This is a genomic window from Pseudonocardia hierapolitana (assembly GCF_007994075.1).
Classification (GTDB): Bacteria; Actinomycetota; Actinomycetes; order Mycobacteriales; family Pseudonocardiaceae; genus Pseudonocardia; species Pseudonocardia hierapolitana.
In genome coordinates this window covers 4,725,379-4,744,038 of sequence record NZ_VIWU01000001.1, presented here as the reverse complement: position 1 = coordinate 4,744,038, position 18,660 = coordinate 4,725,379, and the positions used below count along the sequence as shown (strand labels likewise).

Annotated in this window: 24 protein-coding genes; 12 read left to right on the top strand and 12 right to left on the bottom strand. The window is 73.2% G+C overall.

Features of this window, described 5'->3' with window-relative positions; translation table 11 throughout:
• Nucleotides 1–242 precede the first annotated feature (242 nt).
• Nucleotides 243–602, bottom strand: coding sequence for a S26 family signal peptidase (locus FHX44_RS22610; RefSeq protein WP_246170528.1), 360 nt, complete (start codon nt 600–602; stop codon nt 243–245).
• 30 nt (nt 603–632) lie between these two features.
• On the opposite strand from FHX44_RS22610, the gene sodN reads away from it, so the two are divergent.
• From sodN to FHX44_RS22595, 3 genes are all read left to right on the top strand, one after another.
• Nucleotides 633–1,049, top strand: coding sequence for a superoxide dismutase, Ni (sodN, locus tag FHX44_RS22605; protein ID WP_147257620.1), 417 nt, complete (start codon nt 633–635; stop codon nt 1,047–1,049).
• A gap of 277 nt (nt 1,050–1,326) precedes the next feature.
• A complete protein-coding gene (locus FHX44_RS22600) occupies nt 1,327–1,917 on the top strand; it encodes an acid phosphatase (protein ID WP_147257619.1) in 591 nt (196 codons plus the stop codon).
• Nucleotides 1,918–1,924: 7 nt separating this feature from the next.
• On the top strand, nt 1,925–2,407 hold the full coding sequence (locus FHX44_RS22595; RefSeq protein ID WP_147257618.1) for a GNAT family N-acetyltransferase: 483 nt from the start codon (nt 1,925–1,927) through the stop codon (nt 2,405–2,407).
• Nucleotides 2,408–2,429: 22 nt separating this feature from the next.
• Here FHX44_RS22595 and FHX44_RS22590 read toward each other — a convergent pair whose 3' ends face one another.
• Nucleotides 2,430–2,843 (bottom strand): hypothetical protein, encoded by a 414-nt coding sequence (locus tag FHX44_RS22590; protein WP_246170527.1) that lies wholly within the window; start codon nt 2,841–2,843, stop codon nt 2,430–2,432.
• A gap of 544 nt (nt 2,844–3,387) precedes the next feature.
• Between FHX44_RS22590 and FHX44_RS22585 the strand changes: the two genes are divergently transcribed.
• On the top strand, nt 3,388–3,639 hold the full coding sequence (locus FHX44_RS22585) for a WhiB family transcriptional regulator (protein WP_147257616.1): 252 nt from the start codon (nt 3,388–3,390) through the stop codon (nt 3,637–3,639).
• Nucleotides 3,640–3,792: 153 nt separating this feature from the next.
• Here FHX44_RS22585 and FHX44_RS22580 read toward each other — a convergent pair whose 3' ends face one another.
• Complete coding sequence (locus FHX44_RS22580; RefSeq protein WP_147257615.1) at nt 3,793–5,268, bottom strand: sensor histidine kinase; 1,476 nt, start codon at nt 5,266–5,268, stop codon at nt 3,793–3,795.
• 82 nt (nt 5,269–5,350) lie between these two features.
• On the opposite strand from FHX44_RS22580, the gene FHX44_RS44265 reads away from it, so the two are divergent.
• On the top strand, nt 5,351–5,425 hold the full coding sequence (locus FHX44_RS44265) for a 50S ribosomal protein bL37 (protein WP_369805044.1): 75 nt from the start codon (nt 5,351–5,353) through the stop codon (nt 5,423–5,425).
• A 48-nt stretch (nt 5,426–5,473) separates the two neighbouring features.
• Here FHX44_RS44265 and rsrA read toward each other — a convergent pair whose 3' ends face one another.
• Nucleotides 5,474–5,818 (bottom strand): mycothiol system anti-sigma-R factor, encoded by a 345-nt coding sequence (rsrA, locus tag FHX44_RS22575; RefSeq protein ID WP_147257614.1) that lies wholly within the window; start codon nt 5,816–5,818, stop codon nt 5,474–5,476.
• Nucleotides 5,815–6,507 (bottom strand): sigma-70 family RNA polymerase sigma factor, encoded by a 693-nt coding sequence (locus tag FHX44_RS22570; RefSeq protein ID WP_425469195.1) that lies wholly within the window; start codon nt 6,505–6,507, stop codon nt 5,815–5,817. The genes rsrA and FHX44_RS22570 overlap by 4 nt, the downstream gene beginning before the upstream one ends.
• Before the next feature lie 220 nt (nt 6,508–6,727).
• On the opposite strand from FHX44_RS22570, the gene ybaK reads away from it, so the two are divergent.
• Nucleotides 6,728–7,201 carry a Cys-tRNA(Pro) deacylase gene (gene ybaK, locus FHX44_RS22565; RefSeq protein WP_147257613.1) on the top strand — a complete coding sequence of 158 codons (474 nt, stop codon included), beginning with the start codon at nt 6,728–6,730 and terminating at the stop codon, nt 7,199–7,201.
• Between the two features lie 71 nt (nt 7,202–7,272).
• Here ybaK and FHX44_RS22560 read toward each other — a convergent pair whose 3' ends face one another.
• Both FHX44_RS22560 and FHX44_RS22555 read right to left on the bottom strand, forming a co-directional pair.
• Nucleotides 7,273–7,878: an alpha/beta hydrolase family protein gene (locus FHX44_RS22560; protein ID WP_147257612.1), complete on the bottom strand. Its 606-nt coding sequence runs from the start codon at nt 7,876–7,878 to the stop codon at nt 7,273–7,275.
• Complete coding sequence (locus tag FHX44_RS22555) at nt 7,875–8,669, bottom strand: SOS response-associated peptidase (RefSeq protein ID WP_147257611.1); 795 nt, start codon at nt 8,667–8,669, stop codon at nt 7,875–7,877. The genes FHX44_RS22560 and FHX44_RS22555 overlap by 4 nt, the downstream gene beginning before the upstream one ends.
• 106 nt (nt 8,670–8,775) lie before the next feature.
• Here FHX44_RS22555 and FHX44_RS22550 point away from each other — a divergent pair, with 106 nt between their 5' ends.
• Nucleotides 8,776–9,102 carry a hypothetical protein gene (locus FHX44_RS22550; RefSeq protein WP_246170525.1) on the top strand — a complete coding sequence of 109 codons (327 nt, stop codon included), beginning with the start codon at nt 8,776–8,778 and terminating at the stop codon, nt 9,100–9,102.
• Nucleotides 9,103–9,108: 6 nt separating this feature from the next.
• Here FHX44_RS22550 and FHX44_RS22545 read toward each other — a convergent pair whose 3' ends face one another.
• Nucleotides 9,109–9,948: a TIGR03619 family F420-dependent LLM class oxidoreductase gene (locus FHX44_RS22545; RefSeq protein WP_147257610.1), complete on the bottom strand. Its 840-nt coding sequence runs from the start codon at nt 9,946–9,948 to the stop codon at nt 9,109–9,111.
• Between the two features lie 61 nt (nt 9,949–10,009).
• Here FHX44_RS22545 and FHX44_RS22540 point away from each other — a divergent pair, with 61 nt between their 5' ends.
• From FHX44_RS22540 to FHX44_RS22525, 4 genes are read left to right on the top strand one after another with little or no spacing between them, the layout of a single operon-like run.
• Nucleotides 10,010–10,909 (top strand): LysR family transcriptional regulator, encoded by a 900-nt coding sequence (locus FHX44_RS22540; RefSeq protein WP_147257609.1) that lies wholly within the window; start codon nt 10,010–10,012, stop codon nt 10,907–10,909.
• A complete protein-coding gene (gene aroA / locus FHX44_RS22535) occupies nt 10,906–12,201 on the top strand; it encodes a 3-phosphoshikimate 1-carboxyvinyltransferase (RefSeq protein WP_147257608.1) in 1,296 nt (431 codons plus the stop codon). Before FHX44_RS22540 ends, aroA begins: the two co-directional genes overlap by 4 nt.
• Entirely contained in the window at nt 12,198–13,196 is a 999-nt protein-coding gene (gene rsgA / locus FHX44_RS22530) for a ribosome small subunit-dependent GTPase A (protein ID WP_147257607.1), read from the top strand. The genes aroA and rsgA overlap by 4 nt, the downstream gene beginning before the upstream one ends.
• A gap of 21 nt (nt 13,197–13,217) precedes the next feature.
• Nucleotides 13,218–13,595 (top strand): DUF1707 SHOCT-like domain-containing protein, encoded by a 378-nt coding sequence (locus FHX44_RS22525; protein ID WP_147257606.1) that lies wholly within the window; start codon nt 13,218–13,220, stop codon nt 13,593–13,595.
• Between the two features lie 332 nt (nt 13,596–13,927).
• On the opposite strand, the gene FHX44_RS22520 is transcribed toward FHX44_RS22525, so the two are convergent.
• Nucleotides 13,928–14,437 (bottom strand): DUF6912 family protein, encoded by a 510-nt coding sequence (locus tag FHX44_RS22520; protein WP_147257605.1) that lies wholly within the window; start codon nt 14,435–14,437, stop codon nt 13,928–13,930.
• A 2-nt stretch (nt 14,438–14,439) separates the two neighbouring features.
• Nucleotides 14,440–15,849, bottom strand: a complete 1,410-nt coding sequence (locus FHX44_RS22515; RefSeq protein ID WP_147257604.1) for a WS/DGAT/MGAT family O-acyltransferase — start codon at nt 15,847–15,849, stop codon at nt 14,440–14,442.
• A gap of 185 nt (nt 15,850–16,034) precedes the next feature.
• Between FHX44_RS22515 and FHX44_RS22510 the strand changes: the two genes are divergently transcribed.
• Nucleotides 16,035–16,802, top strand: coding sequence for a TrmH family RNA methyltransferase (locus FHX44_RS22510; RefSeq protein WP_147257603.1), 768 nt, complete (start codon nt 16,035–16,037; stop codon nt 16,800–16,802).
• 5 nt (nt 16,803–16,807) lie between these two features.
• On the opposite strand, the gene FHX44_RS22505 is transcribed toward FHX44_RS22510, so the two are convergent.
• Entirely contained in the window at nt 16,808–17,806 is a 999-nt protein-coding gene (locus FHX44_RS22505; protein ID WP_147257602.1) for an NAD(P)-dependent alcohol dehydrogenase, read from the bottom strand.
• A gap of 87 nt (nt 17,807–17,893) precedes the next feature.
• The gene (locus FHX44_RS22500; RefSeq protein WP_246170524.1) at nt 17,894–18,610 is read right to left on the bottom strand and encodes a TetR/AcrR family transcriptional regulator; all 717 of its coding nucleotides are present in this window, start codon (nt 18,608–18,610) and stop codon (nt 17,894–17,896) included.
• Nucleotides 18,611–18,660 lie beyond the last annotated feature (50 nt).

Below are 18,660 nucleotides of genomic sequence, written 5' to 3'. Positions count from 1 at the left end.
CGCCGACGGGGCGCGCGCTCGCCGTGCACCGGGGGCCGCGGGTCCGCGACCACTGCCGGACGGCCGAGCGCCGAGCAACCGCAGGATGACGCGGCGAGCCCGGCGAATGGGCGGTCGGGTATCGATCCGATCTTACGGGAGGCGTGCGCCCGCCGAGGCGTCGCATGTCTCACGCCCGTTCCGACGGACGGCGCGTTCGTCGGATAGGTACCGACGAACGCGCCGTTCGTCGGATGAGGGGGTCAGGAGCGGCTCCGGAAACGGCGCGGGCGGGGCCACAGGCGCAGCCGGACCACCGCGAGCACCATCGCCGGGCCGAGCGTGCGGGAGTCGGTCGAGCCGTGGTCGTTGTCGCCGAGCACCCACCAGCCGTCATCGGCAGGCCGCGCCGCCCGCTTGACCGACAGCTGGCCAGGCCGCGCCACCCACCGCACCAGCACGACGTCCCCGGTGCGCACCCGCGCCCCGAACCGCACGAGCACCACGTCCCCGTCCCGAAGCGTCGGCGACATCGACGGCCCCCGCACGGCCACCCTCCGCCAGCGCACGACCACCCCCTCATCACACTGCTGCGTCCCGACGCCGGGAGTAGTGTCGGACATGCCAGAACGATCACCATCCAGGGAGGACCCATGCGGCTTTTCGCCCGCATTCTCCGCCCGCGGCTGGAGGCCACCGCGCACTGCGACCTCCCCTGCGGCGTGTACGACCCGGCGCAGGCCCGGATCGAAGCCGAGTCGGTGAAGGCGATTCAGGAGAAGTACCAGGGCAACGAGGACCCCGAGTTCCGCACCCGCGCGCTCGACATCAAGGAGCAGCGGGCGGACCTGGTGAAGCACCACCTCTGGGTGCTCTGGACCGACTACTTCAAGCCCCCGCACTTCGAGAAGTACCCGGAGCTGCACGAGCTGTTCAACAAGGCCACCAAGAAGGCGGGCGGTGGCCCCGGCGGCGTGAAGGCCTCCACGGATCCCGCCACCGGCCAGGAGCTGCTCGACTACATCGCCCAGATCGACAAGATCTTCTGGGAGACCAAGGCGGCTGCCTGATCCAGGCGCTCGAAGCGGCGCTGACCAGCGGGATCCACATCGCTGGTCAGCGCCGTTCGCTGTTTCCGGTCATCGTCTTCACAGCAACTCGTGCGAGGAGTGGTCACCGAGCGCCGACACGTCGTTGTCGCCCGTGATGCCCACGCTGGAAGACGCTTGGGACACCTCGAGCGGCTGAGCCGCGGGAACGGCGAGCGAGCGACGTGAGCTGCACCGGGAGCGACGCTCGACGGACGGGCGCCGCTCCCCGGTCGGTGCGATCGCTAGGGTCGGGTCCATGACCGGCCGCGTGTTCCTGCTGCGTCACGGCGAAACCGAGTGGTCGCTGTCCGGCCGGCACACCGGTCGCACCGACGTCCCACTCACCGAGCGTGGTCGAGGGCTCGCGGCCGCGGCCGGCCGGCTCGTCGACGGGCTGCGCACCGAGCCACCGGTGCTCGTGCTGACCAGCCCGCGCAGCCGCGCCCGGGACACCGCCCGGCTCGCCGGGTTCCGCGTCGACGAGGTCGACGAGCGGCTCGCCGAGTGGGACTACGGCGAGTACGAGGGGCGCACCACCACGGAGATCCGCGAGACCGTTCCCGGCTGGACGGTCTGGACGCACCCGTGCCCGGGCGGCGAGACCGCCGACGAGGTCGGCAGGCGGGCCGACGGCGTGATCGCACGCAGCGCCGACGCCCTCGCACGGGGGGACGTCGTGCTCGTGGGGCACGGCCACTTCAGCCGCGTCCTCGTGGCGCGCTGGATCGGCCTCCCGGCCACGGAGGGCGTCCGGTTCGCGATGGAGGCGCCGTCATGGGCCGTGCTCGGCCACGAACGCGGTGTCCCGCGCCTCGACCACGTCAACCTCACCCCGAAGGGACGTTAGTGCCCCAATGATCCGGGAAGCACGCGCCGAGGATGTTCCGGCGATCGTCGGCCTCGTCCACGAGCTCGCCGAGTACGAGCGCAGCCCCGAGCTGTGCACGCTCACGGAGGAGCAACTGCACGCCGCGTTGTTCGGCCCGGAGGCCGTGGCCCGCTGCCACGTCGCGGAGGTGGAGGGCGAGGTCGTGGGTTGCGCGATCTGGTTCCTCAACTTCTCGACGTGGCGCGGTGTGCCCGGGATCTACCTCGAGGACCTGTTCGTCCGGCCGTCCCACCGCGGCAGCGGGCTGGGCAGGGCACTGCTGGCCGAGCTCGCCGCCGTCTGCGCCGAGCGGGGCTACGCCCGGCTCGAGTGGCAGGTGCTGGACTGGAACGAGCCGTCGATCGGCTTCTACCGGGCGCTGGGCGCCGTGCCGATGGACGAGTGGACGACCTACCGGCTCGACGGCGACGCCCTCACCGCGTTCGCGAAGAGCGCGGAGGGCTGCTGAGGTCCGGCCGCGACGAGCTGGCCTACCCCTGGCTCGGCGCGTCGTCGAGCCCCATCGACCAGGTCCGCGACGCCTCGCTGATCAGCAGCAGGAACGTGGCGACGACGAACACGCCGGCCACGATGCCGAGCAGCAGCTGGCGGGAGGGCCCGATCAGCGTGTAGACGACGGGGAGCAGCAACAACTGCGTGACGATGGCCGGGGTACGCGCCCAGCGTCGACCGGCCACGAGCCCGAGCCCGACGGCGACGAGGGCGGCCCCGATGAGGACGAAGTAGCCGGCCTCGCCGACGATGTCGCGCACGAGCAGGCCGGTGCCCTCCACGGTGAGCGCGCGCACGACCAGCGCCACCGCGAAGCCCACGCCGAGCAGGCCCTGGATCCCGACGAGCGCGCCTGCCAGCCGGATCTGGCTGGGTACTCGTCCGGCGCTCACAGGTCCGAGGATAGGCCCGGAATGCCCACTGCCACCGCGCGGTTGGACAACGCGGACGCCGCCGATCCGCGACAGCTGGCCGTGTCGGGCGTGCTACGCGTCGTCGTGCGAGGAACGCAACTCGTCGCAACGGAGCGTGCCCGTCACCCGCTCGGGTGACGATCGAGGGCCATTCACCGATGCTCGTGGACCGTCGAGCCAATAAGGGCTCGCACCTGGGGAAACGTTGCCCCATGGTAGTCACGGACAAGCGAGTGATCGCGAGTGGACTTCTCGCATGGTCTGGCCGGGACCCGGGTAACCGGGACCCCGGTGGGCGGTTCAAGGTTGATCGCTGAACGCGGCGACACCGGGCACGCGGTACAGGAGCAGTAACTGTCCGTACCGGCGCTCGTTGCGTTGAGTGGGTGAGAGTGCTCACCTGGGTGGACCTTGACCCTTGAAGATCGAGCGCGCTCGTGAAATCCTTCACAAGCGCGTCCACAAGACCGTGACAGACGATCGGCGCGACCCCGATCGCGCAAGCACAAGGAGCCGAAGACCAATGGATTGGCGTCACCGCGCTATCTGCCGCGACGAGGACCCCGAGCTGTTCTTCCCCGTGGGGACCAGCGGTCCTGCGCTGCTGCAGATCGCCGAGGCCAAGACCGTCTGCCGGCGCTGCCCCGTGGTCACCGAGTGCCTCACCTGGGCCCTCGAGAGCGGCCAGGACGCAGGCGTCTGGGGCGGCATGAGCGAGGACGAGCGACGGGCGCTGAAGCGCCGGAACTCGCGCACACGGGCACGTACTGCCTGACTCCTCCTTCCCCACCGCGGGCCCGAAGCCGGACTGCACCCGGCTCCGGGCCCGCGGTCGTTCCACCGGGCGCACGCGGGGGCTGCTCCGGAGGGGGCCGGCGGTCCGGGCGGCGCGACCACGCCCGCAGGACCAGCGACCTCCTGCAGAAGGCTAGCGTCCCCTCAACGAGAGCTTGATGACGGCCTCCGTTCCGCCTCCCGAGCGGGGTCGCACCTCCAGCGCCGAGCCGAGTTCCGAGTCGACGAGGGTGCGCACGATCTGCAGCCCCAGGCCGGTGGACCGCTCCAGATCCATCCCCTCCGGGAGCCCTCGCCCGTCGTCGCCGACGATGACCTCGAGCTCGCCACCCGAGCGGTTCGCCGACACCACCACCTCGCCCGCACGGCCGGGGTCGAAGGCGTGCGCGAGCGCGTTGTGCACCAGCTCGGTGAGCACCAGCACGAGCGGCGTGGCCAGCGCGGCCGGGAGCGTGCCGAAGTTGCCCTCCCGGCGCACCTTCGCCCGTGACTCCGCTGTGGCGCCGTCACCGATCGCCGGAAGCACCTTGTCGACGAGCTCGTCGAGATCCACCCGCTCGGCGACCGAGACCGACAGCGCCTCGTGCACCAGCGCGATCGAGTTCACCCGCCGCACGCTCTCGGCGAGCGCGATACGAGCCTCCGGGATGGCCGTGCGGCGCGCCTGGAGGCGCAGCAGGGCCGCCACCGTCTGCAGGTTGTTCTTGACCCGGTGGTGGATCTCCCGGATCGTCGCGTCCTTCGACAGCAGAGCCATGTCGCGGCGGCGCAGGTCGGTGACGTCGCGCACGAGCACGAGCGCCCCAGCCGCGTCGCCACGGGGCCGCAGTGGCATCGCGCGCACCAGCATGACCGCGCCGCGCGCGCGGACCTCCATCCGCAACGAGTGCTTGCCGTCGAGCGCACCCTCGATCCGTGCGGCGACCTCGGCCGCGTCGAACGGGTCGTGCACGAGCTCGCGCATGGTGTCCGCGAGCACGACGCCGACGAGGTCGCTCGCGTGGCCCATGCGGTGGTACGCGGAGAGCGCGTTGGGGCTGGCGTAGGCGACGAGGCCGTGCGCGTCCAGCCGGATGAGGCCGTCGCCCGCCCGCGGGCTGCTGACGGCGCCCACGGCTTCCGCGGTGGGCGGGAAGGTGCCGTCGGCCACCATCTGGCAGAGGTCGGACGCGCTGCCGAGGTAGGCGATTTCGAGGGGGCTGGGTACCCGCGGCATCGCGAGGTTGGTGTCGCGGGAGAGCACGGCGATCACCGAGCGGCCGTACCGCACCGGGATCGTCTCACGCCGCACCGGCACCTCGAGGTGCCAGCGCGGGTTCTCCTCACGGCAGATGCGCCCCTCGACGACCGCGCGCCGCAGCTGCGGGCTGTCGGCGGCGGGGACCCGGTCCGCGACGATGTCCTCCGGGTGCGCGGTGGGCGCCGTGGTGGGCCGGGCCTGCGCCACGCAAAGGAACTCGGTGGCGCCGGCGAGGGGGATCCACAGCAGGAAGTCGGCGAACGACATGTCCGCCAGCAGCTGCCACTCCGCGACCACGCGTTGCAGGTGCTCGACCGCGTCGCCGCGCATCTCCGTGTGCTCGGCGAGCAGCTCAGAAAGGGTCGACACCCGACGCCGCCTCCCGGTCCGTACTCGGCTCCATGAAACCACGTGGGAGGATCGGGGCAGCTCCCGCATGGAAGGAGGAGGCATGTCCAAGCGTGCACGCAAGCGCCGCGACCGCAACAAGAAGGGCGCGAACCACGGCAAGAAGCCGAACACCTGAGACCGGGCACTTGGGGGCGGCGCCGCGGCGTCGCCCCCAAGGAGCCGCTCAGCTCGTCTGCTCGATGCGCGTGCTGCGCACCTCGACGGTGGTGGTCCGGGTGCCCTCCGGGCCTTCCTCCACCGTGACCTCGGCCTGCTCCAGCACCGCCACCCGGATCTGCTGGCGCAGCCGGTCCTTCAGCTCCGGCGGGGCGTGCTCACCGCCGCACTTCGCGGCCAGCAGCCGCTTCAGCTTCTCGTCGATCCCGTACTCCGACAGGCACGGCTCGCACTCGTCCAGATGCTGCGAGAGCAACCTGCGCCGCGCGTCGTCGCACTCGTGGTCGAGGAAGAGCCACACCTCAGCGAGGACCTCGGAGCAGTCGGTCTCGTGATGGTTGCCGCAACTCATGAGGAGACCCCCTCCTCCTGCCGTCCCCGCAGGAAGCCGCGGTCACGGGCGGTGCCGGTGAGCAAGTCCCTCAGCTGCCGCCTGCCCCGGTGCAGCCGGGACATCACGGTGCCGATCGGGGTGCCCATGATGTCAGCGATCTCCTTGTAGGCGAAGCCCTCGACGTCGGCGAGGTACACCGCCATCCGGAAGTCGTCGGGAAGCTGCTGCAACGCGGCCTTCACGTCGTCGTCCGGGAGCCGGTCCAGCGCCGCCATCTCGGCCGACGGCAGCCCCTGCGAGGTGTGCTCCCCCGCCTGGGCGATCTGCCAGTCGGTGATCTCGTCGGTGGGCGCCTGCACCGGCTGACGCTGCCGCTTGCGGTAGCCGTTGATGTAGGTGTTCGTCAGGATCCGGTACAGCCAGGCCTTCAGGTTGGTACCGGCCCGGAAGGTGCGGAATGCCGAGTAGGCCTTGAGGTAGGTCTCCTGCACGAGATCCTCGGCGTCGGCCGGGTTGCGCGTCATGCGCAGCGCCGCGCCGTACAGCTGGTCGATCAGCGGCATGGCGTCGCGCTCGAAGCGAGCAGCGCGGTCCTCGGCGGTCTCGTCGGACTCGCCGGCCTGCTGACCACCGTCTGCACTCTCGTCGGCCGTGCTGCCGTCGAGCTGGGCCTCGACGGCGTCAGCCGTTTGCTCGGTGCCGGGCACCGCGCTCCTCTCGCGCCGGGCCGCCCACACGGCGGCCTCGGGAACGGCCACCTCCATGGCGACCGCGTGACGCCCCGAGGGTACGCCGCCCGGCCCAGCGGAGCCCGCCCGGCGCACCCGGACGGTGCGCGGACCCTCCATCACTGCCTGTGTCACGGATGCGACAACACCCCGCGGTGCCAGGTGATTCCCCGTACAAGGACTGTTCTAGGGTCGGCACGTGGCAGGCAAGGGGACCCCGGCGACGGCGATACTGGCGAAGCAGCGGGTCACCCACCAGGTGCACACCTACGACCACGGCGCCGGGCAGGCGTACGGCCCCGAGGCCGCCGAGCGGCTGGGCCTGGACCCGGAGCGGGTGTTCAAGACGCTCGTCGCCGAGGTCGACGGCGCGCTCACCGTCGGCGTCGTGCCGGTGTCCGCCACCCTCGACCTCAAGGCGCTCGCCGCCGCCGCGGGCGGGAAGCGGGCCCGCATGGCCGATGTCACGGCGGCCGAGCGGGCCACCGGCTACGTGGCGGGCGGCATCTCCCCGCTGGGGCAGCGCAAGCGACTCCCCACGGTGATCGACGAGTCGGCGCAGCGGTGGGAAACGGTGTTCTGCAGCGGCGGCCGCCGGGGGCTGGAGATCGAGCTGGCGCCGGCCGACCTGGTCCGCCTCTGCGGAGCGACGGTGGCCCCGATCGCCTCCTGAGGCCGGCAACGCCACCGCACCGCAGTCGCGGCCGGCCGTGTGCGCCGTGGCGCGACGGTGTGCACGGCCACCTAGCTCGGTAGCAGGTCCTCCAGCCAGGACGTGACCGCCGCTCGGAGGCCCGGGGCGTCGGACTTCAGGCTGTGGTCGCCCCTCAGGAGCACGACGTCTCGGCCCGGGGCCGGCTCGGGACGGCCGAAGGGATCGGTCTGCCCCTGCACCACGAGGATCGGCACGGTCGGCTGCGCGAGCTCGGGCAACCGGTCCTTCTCCGGCCTGCCCGGCGGATGCACCGGGAACGCCAGGCACAGCACACCGGCCGCACCCGCAGCGGTGGCCGTGCGGCAGGCCACCCGCGCCCCCGAGCTGCGGCCTCCCACCACCAGCGGGAGGTCGTCGCGGACGTGCTCCACGACCGCGAGCCATGCCGCGTCGAGTTGTGCGGCAGGCGCCGGGGCGCGCCGGCCGGCTACGCGGTAGGGCTGCTCCACGAGCACGACGTGCACACCGAGCGCCAGCGCTGCCCCGGCGGCGACGAGCAGGTCCGGCGCGCTCACCCCGCCGCCGGCACCGTGGCCGAGCAGGAGGAGGCCCCTCGCGGGCCCGTCGGCGTCGCGGCGGGTGATGCGCGCCGGGCCGTGCGGGGTGGGGACCTCGGTGGTCGCACCCTCGTTCACTGCGGGTTCGGGCCCGCCAGCAGGTCCAGCTGGATCGGCTCCCGCACCTCCTCCGGCGGAAGGGCCTCGAGCAACTGCGGGCCGTTGTTGCGAACGCTGTTGACCAGCGGCGACACCGGCCGCAGCTCCAGCCGCTCGACGAGCTCGAGCGGGGGCGGCGCGACCAGCGACGCGACCGCGTCGTCGTCGGCGTGCCGGTCCGGGTCGAGCCAGGCGTCCCAGGCCTCGGCCGGCAGCACGAGCGGCATGCGGTCGTGGATCTGGGCGAGCGGGCCGACGGCGTCCGTGGTGAGCACGGTCGCCGTGACCAGCCCGTCCGGGTACTCGTTGTCCGGGTCGTCCTTGGGCTTCCAGTACTCCCACAGGCCGGCCATCGCGAGCGAGCTGCCGTCCGCGTAGTGGGTGTAGTAGGGCTGCTTGTGCTCGGGGCCCCGCTGCCATTCGAACCATCCGTCGGCCGGGATCAGGCAGCGGCGGGCGTTGAACGCCCGGCGGAACGCCGGCTTCGTGGCCACCGACTCCGAGCGCGCGTTGATCATCCGCGCTCCGCCCTTCGGGTCCTTCGCCCACGACGGCACCAGTCCCCAGCGCACCATCCGCAGCGTGCGCTCGGTGCGGTCCGGGTCGGGCGTGCCCTCGGCGTCACGCGGGTGCCGCTCGACCACCGTGATGATCTGCTTGGTCGGCGCGACGTTGTAGTCCGCCTGCGCCGCGCCGTCCGTGGCGTCGACGGCGCGGAACTCGTCGGCGAGGTCCGCGGGGGCCTTGATCGAGGCATATCGGCCGCACATGCCTCCATCGTGCCCCCATCTCCGCGCCCATGGCCGCTCGGCTCGCCGGCTCCCGCGGTTGTCGCGGAATGGCCCCACGACGACGGCGCCCGACTACGCTCGCCCCATGCCCGAACGGGGGGACGATCTCGCGGCGCGGGTGGCCCGGCTGGAGGGCGAGGTCGCCCGGCTGAAGGACGGCGTGTCCGTATCCCGCGCCGACGCCGCGGCCGCGCGCGTGCTCGCCGGGGGTGCCGACCGCGAGGTCTCCGACGTGCGCACGGAGCTGCGCGCCCACGCCCAGGTGCTGAACGCGCTCCGGGAGACCCAGCTGGAACAGCAGGGCGAGATGCGGCAGCTCCGCTCGGAGATGCAGCAGAGCTTCGGCATGCTCAGCACCGGCATGGCGCAGATCGTCGCCCTGTTGAACGGCCCCCGCGACAAGGACGACTGAGCCCGTTCAGCGCGCCAGCCGCGCGTGCCGTTCCAGGAACCGGGCGATGTCGTCGGGGTCCTCCAGCGGGAGCGGGTAGACCAGCAGCCGGTCCACGCCGAGGTCGGCGAACCGGTCGGCGGTGGCCCGGTCGACGGGCTGCAGCTGCATCGCCGTGATCTCCAGGCGGCCCAGCCGGGCGGGCCGCTCGACGTCGCCGGCCACGCCCTTCATGCGGGCGAGGTTCGCGGCCAGCTCGTCGGGGGTGCCGACCCCGAACCAGCCGTGGGCGCGGGTGAGCGCGCGGCGGAACGCGGCGTCGCTGTGACCGCCCACGACGATCCGCGGACCGCCGTCGCGGACGGGCCGCGGGTGGGCGTCGACATCGGCGAAGCGCACGTACCGGCCGTCCATGCGCGGCCGCTCGGTGGTCCACAGCTGGACCATCGCGTCGATGTACTCGTCGGTGCGCCGGCCGCGCTCCGTGAACGGCACGCCGACCGCCGTCATCTCCGGCTCCAGGTATCCGGCGCCGACGCCGAGGTGCAGCCGTCCCCCGCTCAGCACGTCGAGGCTCGCGGCCTGCTTGGCGAGCACGAGCGGGTTGCGCTGCGGCAGGATCACGATCCCGGTCCCCAGCTCGACGCGGCGGGTCAGCGCGGCGACGTACGTCAGGTGCACGAGCGGGTCGAGGATCGGGTCGCGCGGGTCCATCGGGGTGTCGGGCGTGCGCGGGCTGGGCAGCACGACGTGGTCGCCCGCCCACCACGACGTGTACCCGAGGCCCTCCACGAGCGCGGCGAGCCGCGCGGTCACCGCGGGCGGGAGCCCCGCCTTCGCGCCCAATCCGTTCACACCCAGTTGCATGGCCCCACCCTGCGGCGGCGCAGCGGATCCCGTCCAAGACCGGCTGCCATAACCTGCGGTCATGAACGTGCGCGTGCAGGACGTGCGCTACTTCCTCGCGGTAGCCGAGGAGCTGAGCTTCACCCGGGCAGCGGAGCGGCTGTTCGTGTCCCAGCCGGCGCTGTCCAAGCAGATCCGGCAGCTGGAGGCGCATCTGCGGGCCGAGCTGTTCACCCGCGGGCACCGCACGGTGGGGCTCACCGCGGCCGGCGCGGCGTTCCTGCCCAGGGCACGCGCCGTGGTCGCGGAGTGGGAGGCCGCCACCGAGGACGTCCGGCTGGCCGGTCGCACGCTCACCGTCGGCTTCCACTCGCGCATCGGGCGCGGGCTGGTCCCCGCGATCACGGCGACGATGCAGCAGCGGCTTCCGGGATGGCGGCTGCAGTTCCGCCAGGTGACGTGGGCGGACCCGGGGGTCGGGCTGACCGCGGGCACCGTCGACGTCGCGCTCGCGTGGCTCCCGCTGCCGTCCGGCCTCTCGGCCCGCCGGATCGCCACCGAGGGCCGTGGCGTGGCCCTCCCGGTCGGGCACCGGCTGGCGGAACGATCGAGTGTGGGGTTCGCCGACATCGCCGACGAGCGGTTCGTCGCGCTGCCGGGGTCGGCGGGGCCGATGCGCGACTTCTGGCTCGCGTTGGACCAGCGGACCTCCCCGCCGGCGATCGCCGCGGAGGCCACCACGTCGGACGAGGCGTACGAGATCGTCGCGGCCGGGGAGGGCGTGCTCCTGCAGCCCACCGGCAGCTGCGCGATCCACCAGCGCGAGGACGTCGTGCACCGCCCGGTCGTGGACCTGCCGCCCGCGCAGCTCGCCGTCGTGTCGCGTTCCGGGGACCGCAGGCCCGCGGTGCGGGTCGTCACCGACGCGTGTTTCCACTGCGCGAGCCCGCCGCAGACGGCATGCGGAATCATGGCGGGGTGACCGCACCCTGGCCCGCCCCGCACGCCGCCGCGCCCGTCCGCGGCCGGGTGAGCGTGCCGGGCTCCAAGTCCGTGACGAACCGCGCGCTGCTGCTCGCAGCGCTCTCCGGGGGCCGAGCCGCCGTGTCGGGGGCGCCCGCGTCCCGCGACACCGCACTGATGGTCGGGGCGTTGCGCGCCCTCGGCGTGCCGATCGAGGTGGACGGCGAGCGGGTGGAGTTCGCCGGGCACGAGGGGCTGCGCGGCGGAGGGAGCGTCGACTGCGGGCTCGCGGGCACCGTGATGCGGTTCGTGCCTCCCGCGGCCGCACTCGCCGACGGCCCGGTCACGTTCGACGGCGACCCACGCGCCCGGGAACGCCCGATGGGCACCGTGCTGGACGCGCTGCGTGCACTCGGCGCCCGGATCGAGGGCCCTCCCGGCCCGGCCGGGTCCGTGGTGCAGTCGCTGCCGTTCGTGCTGCACGGCACGGGTGGGCTGTCGGGTGGCGACGTGGTGATCGACGCGTCGGCGTCGTCGCAGTTCGTCTCCGGGCTGCTGCTCTCCGGGGCCCGCTACGACAAGGGCGTCACCGTCCACCACGACGGCAAGCCGGTGCCGTCGCTGCCGCACATCGAGATGACGGTGGCGATGCTGCGGGAGGCCGGGGTCGAGGTCGACGACGCCGAACCGAACACCTGGCGGGTGTCCCCCGGCCCGATCGCGGCCCGTGACTGGACCGTGGAGCCCGACCTGTCCAACGCCGCGGTGTTCCTGGCCGCCGCGGCCGTCACCGGCGGCGAGGTCACGGTGGCCGGCTGGCCCGCCGGCTCCACGCAGCCGGGCACCGAGATCCTCGCCGTGCTGGCCGAGGCGGGCTGCACGGTCACCCCCGGCCCCGACGGGATGACCGTTCGGGGGCCCGCCGAGCTCGCAGGCGTGGACGTCGACCTGCACGACGCCAGCGAGCTCACCCCCACCGTCGCCGCCGTGGCCGCGCTGGCCACCGAGCCGTCGCGGATCCGGGGCGTCGCCCACATCCGGGGCCACGAGACCGACCGGCTCGCCGCCCTCGCCACCGAGCTCACCGCGCTCGGCGGCGACGTCTCCGAGACCCCGGACGGCCTGGAGATCCGGCCCGCCCCGCTCACGGCTCGCCCGGACCGGCCGTGGGGCGCCTACGCCGACCACCGGATGGCGACGGCGGGCGCGCTGATGGGGCTCGTCGTGCCGGGCGTCGCGATCGACGACATCGGCTGCACGGACAAGACGATCCCCGACTTCCCGGCCCGCTGGGCGGCACTGCTGGCGTGAGGTCGCGCGAGTACGACGAGTCCGACGTCCGGGTCCGACCCGGGCGCCGGGGCTCGCGGCCGCGCAGCAAGCGGCGCCCCGAGCACGCCGACGCGGTGGAGGCGATGGTCACCACCGTCGACCGCGGGCGCTGGACCTGCGCGCTCGACGGCGACGCGGCACGGCCGCCCGTCGTCGCGATGCGGGCCCGCGAGCTGGGCCGCACCCCCATCGTCGTCGGCGATCGGGTGGGCCTGGTCGGCGACCTCTCCGGGGCCGTCGACAGGATCGCCCGGATCGTGCGCGTCGAGGAGCGGCGCACGGTGCTGCGGCGCACCGCCGACGACACGGACCCGTACGAGCGGGTGGTCGTGGCCAACGCCGAGCAGCTGGTGATCGTCACGTCGATCACGGACCCGCCCCCGCGCACCGGCTTCGTCGACCGCTGCCTGGTGGCCGCGTACGCCGGCGGGCTCGCCCCGGTGCTGTGCCTGACCAAGGCCGACCTGGCCGATCCCGAGCCGTTCGCCGCCCCCTACCGGGAGCTGGACCTGCCCGTGGTCGTCACCCGGCGCGACCGGGAGCCCACCGCGCTCGCGGACGTGCTCGGTGGCCGGGTGTCCGCACTCGTCGGCCACTCGGGGGTCGGCAAGTCGACGCTGGTCAACGTGCTCGTCCCGGATGCGGCCCGGGCCGTCGGGGTCGTGTCGGCCGTGGGCAAGGGCCGGCACACCACCACGGCGGCGCTCGCGCTCCCCCTGCCCGACGAGCTCGGCGGGGGCTGGGTTGTCGACACGCCGGGCGTGCGTTCCTTCGGGCTCGCCCACGTCACGCCCGACGACGTCCCGGCCGCGTTCGACGACCTCGCGGACGCGATCGAGGACTGCCCGCGCGGCTGCGGGCACCTCGGCCCGCCGGCCGACCCGGAGTGCGCCCTCGACACGCTCGTGGCCGAGGGCAAGCTGCGTCCCGGCCGGCTCGCGGCCCTGCGGCGCGTACTGGTCGCCTTGCGCTGACGCTGGTGGCAGGCTCGTGCCATGGCCGGGGAGGAGAACCCACCGCTGCGGATCGGCCACGCGGAGCGCACGGCGGCGCAGCGGGCGCTGGACGAGCACCTCGCGGCCGGCCGGCTGGGCGTCGAGGAGTACGCCGACCGCTCGGCCGCGGCCGCCGCCGCCGTGGTGGCCGCGGATCTCACCGCGCTGTTCACCGACCTGCCGGAGCCGCACCCGCAGCTGCCGGGCGCGGGGCCACCCGCCACCACGCCGAGCGGTGGCGGGCTCGCCACCGGCTCCATGAGCCTGATCGGGATCGCCGTGATCGTCGCGGTCGGGCTGGCCCTGCTCACCCGGCAGCCCGCGACCTTCCTGCTGATCCCCCTCGCCGCCGCGTTCCTGTGGTTGTCCCGGCGTTGAACGAGCAGTTCCGAACTCGATGCCGCCGGGTCGAGCCGGCTCTGCCTGATCAGGTCGACCCCATACGTGCGGGTGGCGCGAGGCAGACCCATGGCGTCGACGTGCCCATGCACGGAGTCCGCTCCGCGGAACGCCACACCATCCGCGACCGGCTGCCACGTTGCCTGATCGGCGCGATGAGCCTTCAGCGATCAAGGCGAGATGGGCCTAGTTGATCGCCCTTGATCGCCACTGTCGGACCCGGCTATCCGGCCGATCGCGACGACGCCAGCGGCGCCTCCGGCGGGAAGCCCTCCACACACGGCGCAACGATCAACACTGGAGCTCTGCTACTAGTGCTGGCCTTCCACCAGGAACGCCACCTCGGAGGGGTCGTACCAGGCCAGCTCGTGGTCCTCCGCCTCCCCGACGAGGAACTCGGCGTCGAGGTCCCCGAGGTCGGCCGCGTCGACCGCGCCCGCGGCCTCGCGCACCGCGTACGCGGCCTCCTCGGTGTCGATGTGCACCGCCGCGATCGACTCGAACGGCACGGCGCCCGAGATCCGCACGGCGCCGTCGTCGAGGTCGGGGCGCAGCGTGACGTCGTCGAGATCGGCGGAGACCACCACCCGCCGGGCGGGCGTGGCGTCCTCACCGAGCCCGAACTCGACCGACAGCAGCCGCAGCGACGCGCGCGCCGCGTGGCTCATCGCCGCGTACTCGAGCTCCTCGTCGTCGCCGCTGGTGTAGGCCTCGCGCAGCGCGGGTGTGAGGGCGAACGCGGTGCCGCCGATCGGGTCGAGCACCCCCGTCTTGACGAGCGTCCGCAGCATCGGCCACGTGGCCGGGACATATACCCGCATGATCAGGCCACCGTCGTCAGGAGCTCGTCGAGGGACTCGTGCACCAGCCCGGCGAGCACATCGAGGTCGTGCATGGCGTCGCGGTCCCCGTTGAACCCGTAGTAGACCCCGCCGTCGTAGGAGGTGAGGCCGATCGCGAGGGCCTGGCCCTTCGCGAGCGGCACGACGGGGAACATCTCGAGCATGCGGGCGCCAGCGGCGTAGAGCGGGAACTGCGGTCCCGGCACGTTCGTCACCACCAAGTTGAAGATCCGCTTCGAGAACCCGCTTGCGGCACGCGCCCCCAGAGCGTGCAGCGTAGGCGGCGCGAACCCGCCGATCCGGACCAGGGTGTCGGCGCCCACCGACTGGCCGCCCGAGGTGTGCTCGCGCATCGCGTGCGTGACGTGGTGCAACCGCACCACCGGGCTCGGCTCACCGACCGGCAGATCCACCAGGAACGACGAGACCCGGTTGCCCAGTGACCCGGCCGTGGCGGAGCTGGGCACGTCGGCCTCGCCGCGCACCGACAGCGGCACCATCGCCCGCACCGTGGACGAGGGGTTGACCGGCTCGCCGCGGGACAGCAGCCAGTTGCGCAGCGCGCCGGACACGACGCTCAGCACGACGTCGTTCACGGTGCAGCCGTGTGCCGCGCGCACCCGCCGGTAGTCCTCCAGCTCGGCCCGGGCCACCGCGAACCGGCGTTGGGTGGAGATGTCCACGTTGAGCGGGGTACCCGGGGCGGGCCTGCTCGCCGTCCAGGCCATCGAGAACAGCTTGCCGGCCGCCCCCGCGACCTTGCTGACGGTGGCCATCGCGTCGCCGGTGGCCATCCGCACGTTGTCGACGATCTCGCCGGGCCGGGCGACGGCCTCCGCCACCGCGCCGAGCACCAGCTCCGCGCCCGACGGCTCGGGACGGGGCATCCACAGCTCCTCCGGCACCACCCGCGGCTCGGGCGAGACGTCGAGGATCACCTGCCCGATGTCGATCGCGCTGATGCCGTCGACCATCGCCTGGTGGGTCTTGGTGACGACCGCGATCCGGCCCTGCGCCAGCCCTTCGACCAGGTACATCTCCCAGAGCGGGCGCGTGTGGTCCAGGGGGCGCGACATCAGGCGCGCGACGAGCTCGGTGAGCTGTTCCTCAGAGCCCGGTTTCGGGAGCGCGGAACGGCGGACGTGGTAGGCGACGTCGAAGTCGGGGTCGTCGATCCACACGGGGCGCGCGAGGTTGCCCGGCACGTACCGGACCTTCTGCCGGTAACGCGGCACGAGCGCGATCCGCTGCTCGACCAGATCCACGAGCCGGTCGTAGTCGAAGCCCCCGCGGGGCCGCCGGAAGACCGACACCGCCCCGACGTGCATCGGCGTAGTGGGCTGCTCCAGATACAGGAACGAGGCGTCGAGGGCCGAGAGCCGCGGCGGCATGTGCCGATCGTAGGCCGCGCCCTGCGGGCCCCGGTCGATGAGATTCGTGATCCAGCCGGCTCCTGGCAAGGCGGAGGTACGAGCCGTCGTATCCGGATACCCGGTCGTGCCTCCGACGCGGCCAGGGGCCGTCCGGGCGCGGAGATCGCGATCGGGGTCCGCAGGGCGTGGCCTACGCTCGCCGGGTGACTGGCGAGCGGTCCCCGAAGGACACCTTCATCACGGTGTACGGCCGCAAGCCGGTGCTCGAGGCGCTCGGCGACCACACGTTGCGGGTGGACAAGGTGGTGCTCGCCGAGGGCGCGCGCGGCGAGCCCGTCCGGGCCATCCTCGACGCCGCCCGCGGCCGCCGTGTGCCCGTGCAGCGGGCGTCGGCGCACCGGGTGAAGGTGCTGGCCGGCAACGGGCGGCACGACCAGGGCGTGCTCGCCGACGTCGTGGCGCCGCGGATGGCTCCCGTCGCCGAGTTCACCGCCGCGCTGCGCCCCGGTGCGCCCGCCGCCGTGCTGGTGCTCGACCGGCTCACCAACCCCGCCAACGTCGGGATGATCCTGCGCAGCGCCACCGCCGCCGGGGTGGACGGCGTGCTGCTGGCGCGGCGCGGACTGCCCGCCATCGACCCGCTGGTCGTCAAGGCGTCGGCAGGGATCGCGTTCCGGGCGCCGGTCCTGCGCTCCGGCACCGTCGAGGAGGGGTGCGTGGCGCTGGCCGAGGCCGGTTTCGCGCTGTACGGCCTGGACGCCCGCGGCGACTCGCTGCTCGACACCGCCCTGCCCGACCGGGTCGCGCTCGTGCTGGGCAACGAGACCGAGGGCCTGTCGGCGTCGGTCCGTCCGCTGCTCGACGGGATGCTCGCCATCCCCATGCACGGCGGCGTCGAGTCGCTGGGGGTGGCGAGCGCCGGGGCGGTGGCGGCGTTCGAACTGTCCCGCCGCCGTTTCGCGTCTGCCTGACACGATCATCCCGGCACGGTGACCACGACCTTGCCGCGGGCGTGGCCCTGCTCCACGTGGCGCACGCCCTCGGGCGCGTCGGCCAGGGGGTACGTCCGATCGACGACCGGGGTGAGCTCGCCGGCCTCGATCAGTGCGGTGACCCCCATCAGGTCCTCGTGCGTCGGCCCCGCGGGAGCGGCCGGGAGGATCACCCGGAGCTGCTGGCGGACGAACGCGTTGACCACCAGCACCCGCAGCAAGGCGCCCATCGCGCCGAACACCTTGCCGGGCGAGCCGCCGCCGTTGGCCACCAGCGTCCCCGCCGGCGTGAGCATTCGGCGAAGACGCCGGAGCGGCCGGTTGCCCACGTTGTCGAGGACCACGTCGTAGCGCCCGCGCCCGTCGGGGTCGGTGAAGTCCTCCCGCGTGTAGTCGACGACCTGCGCGGCGCCCAGTGATCGCACCAGCTCCACGTTGCGGGTGCTGCACACCCCGGTGACCTCAGCGCCCAGCGCGGCACCGATCTGCACGGCGAACGTGCCGACCCCGCCACCTGCGCCATTGATCAGCACCCGCTGCCCGGCCCGTACCCGCCCGACGGTCCTGATGCCGCGCAGGGCGGTCACAGCAGCCAACGGCACGGCCGCAGCCTGCTCGAAGGTCAGGCCGGTGGGCTTGGGCACCAGCAGGTCCGCGGTGGTGCGCGCGTACTCGGCGCAGGAGCCAGGGCAGAAGCCCAGTACCTCGTCGCCGGGGCGCAGACCACCCACGTCCGCGCCGACGGCCTCGACCACGCCGGCTGCGTCGATCCCGAGCACCGGGGCCTTCGGTCGGGTCAGGCCGACGTCAGGGGTCAGGCGCGCGGCGAGCGGGTCGCCGCGCAGCATGTGCCAGTCGTAGGGGTTCAACGCGGCGGCGTGCACCCGGACCAGGACGTCGCCGGGACCGATCCGGGGCGGGTCGATGTCGGCCAGCCGCAGGATGTCGGGCGGACCGAACCGCTCTTGGACGATCGCCTTCATGAGGTCTCCCCGCGGGCAGGAGGTGTACGGCGTACACCCGTCGAGGAGTACAGTAGGTGTACGCCATACACCAGTCAAGGCGGATCGTCAGGCGGTGCTGTGGAGCCTCTCCAGACCGTCCAAGGTCAGGTCCAGGGCGAACTCGAACTCGAACTGGTCGTCGCAGCCCGAGCCGACGACCGATTCGTCGTCGTGAGCGACCGCCATGGCCAGCTCGGCGATGTACGGGAAGCGCTCCGCGAGCTCATCGGGCGGCGGCATGTCCGGCTCCGGGTCGCGGCCGGAGCCGTCCTCGAACAGCTCCTGGGAGAAACCGAGCAGGCGGCTGCCCATGATGTGCATCGCGTGGTGGGTGAGGTCGATCGAGAACCCGCCTTCCCGGAAGATCCCGATCATCGAGTCCAGGTACTCCATCACCACGAGGGTCGGGTTGGCCCGGGCCTTCATCCGCGACTCGATGACCCCCGGGGCCCACGGATGTCGCAGCAGCATGCGGCGGGCCGACAACACGCGCCTGCGGACGGCGGTCTTCCAGTCGGTCCCGACGGCTGGCGGGTCGATCTGGCCGACGACGACGTCGATCATGCCGTCCAGCAGCTCGTTCTTGTTGGCCACGTGCTTGTACAGCGCCATGGGAACGACGCCGAGCGCCTGCGCGATCTTGCGCATGCTGAGTGCGTCGACGCCGCCCTCGTCGGCCAGTGCGACGGCGGTCTCCAGAACCCGGGCCTTGCTCAAGGGCGTGCGATGCCGCGCGGCGGCGGCCTGTGCGGCTATCTCGACCATCCCCTCTCGCGTGCTCACGACCCCGGGATCCCAGGGTACGAGCGCGGCCCCCGAGACCAGCTCGCCGT

Bases quoted from the DNA above. Each gene is read 5' to 3' on its own strand.
- FHX44_RS22610 (WP_246170528.1), bottom strand. From the start codon at position 602: ATGTCCGACACTACTCCCGGCGTCGGGACGCAGCAGTGTGATGAGGGG.
- sodN (WP_147257620.1), top strand. From the start codon at position 633: ATGCGGCTTTTCGCCCGCATTCTCCGCCCGCGGCTGGAGGCCACCGCG.
- FHX44_RS22600 (WP_147257619.1), top strand. From the start codon at position 1,327: ATGACCGGCCGCGTGTTCCTGCTGCGTCACGGCGAAACCGAGTGGTCG.
- FHX44_RS22595 (WP_147257618.1), top strand. From the start codon at position 1,925: ATGATCCGGGAAGCACGCGCCGAGGATGTTCCGGCGATCGTCGGCCTC.
- FHX44_RS22585 (WP_147257616.1), top strand. From the start codon at position 3,388: ATGGATTGGCGTCACCGCGCTATCTGCCGCGACGAGGACCCCGAGCTG.
- rsrA (WP_147257614.1), bottom strand. From the start codon at position 5,818: ATGAGTTGCGGCAACCATCACGAGACCGACTGCTCCGAGGTCCTCGCT.
- FHX44_RS22555 (WP_147257611.1), bottom strand. From the start codon at position 8,669: ATGTGCGGCCGATATGCCTCGATCAAGGCCCCCGCGGACCTCGCCGAC.
- FHX44_RS22550 (WP_246170525.1), top strand. From the start codon at position 8,776: ATGCCCGAACGGGGGGACGATCTCGCGGCGCGGGTGGCCCGGCTGGAG.
- FHX44_RS22545 (WP_147257610.1), bottom strand. From the start codon at position 9,948: ATGCAACTGGGTGTGAACGGATTGGGCGCGAAGGCGGGGCTCCCGCCC.
- FHX44_RS22540 (WP_147257609.1), top strand. From the start codon at position 10,010: ATGAACGTGCGCGTGCAGGACGTGCGCTACTTCCTCGCGGTAGCCGAG.
- FHX44_RS22525 (WP_147257606.1), top strand. From the start codon at position 13,218: ATGGCCGGGGAGGAGAACCCACCGCTGCGGATCGGCCACGCGGAGCGC.
- FHX44_RS22520 (WP_147257605.1), bottom strand. From the start codon at position 14,437: ATGCGGGTATATGTCCCGGCCACGTGGCCGATGCTGCGGACGCTCGTC.
- FHX44_RS22515 (WP_147257604.1), bottom strand. From the start codon at position 15,849: ATGCCGCCGCGGCTCTCGGCCCTCGACGCCTCGTTCCTGTATCTGGAG.
- FHX44_RS22505 (WP_147257602.1), bottom strand. From the start codon at position 17,806: ATGAAGGCGATCGTCCAAGAGCGGTTCGGTCCGCCCGACATCCTGCGG.